Source organism: Streptococcus mitis, assembly GCF_001074635.1.
Lineage (GTDB): Bacteria > Bacillota > Bacilli > Lactobacillales > Streptococcaceae > Streptococcus > Streptococcus mitis_E.
Window position 1 is genome coordinate 1 of sequence record NZ_JUQO01000094.1, and the last position, 318, is coordinate 318.

General features: G+C 39.9%; 1 protein-coding gene. It reads right to left on the bottom strand.

The features are described from left to right. Positions 1-318, bottom strand: a 318-nt coding sequence (locus ADI58_RS03905) for an SHIRT domain-containing protein (protein ID WP_049521544.1), incomplete at both ends; no start/stop codon positions are given.

The window sequence follows — 318 nt, forward strand, 5'->3', positions numbered from 1 at the left end:
GCATCGTAGCTCTTGAATACCCATTTACCATCGTTTTCTGCATCTACGTACTCTGTTTTTGTCGGTTGAGTCGCACCTACATTTGCTTTGTCTACATAACGATTTAAGTCTGTTGGTTTATAGCCTTCGATTGCTGCTGGCAATGTCTTACCTGGTGTTCCACTTTCAAATTTGTAGGTTACACCGTATTTGTTAGCCTCGAATACCCATGTTCCTACAAACTCTACATCTGCCTTATTTACTACTTTATTTTCAGCATCGTAACTCTTGAAAACCCATTTACCATCGTTTTCCGCATCTACGTACTCTGTTTTTGTC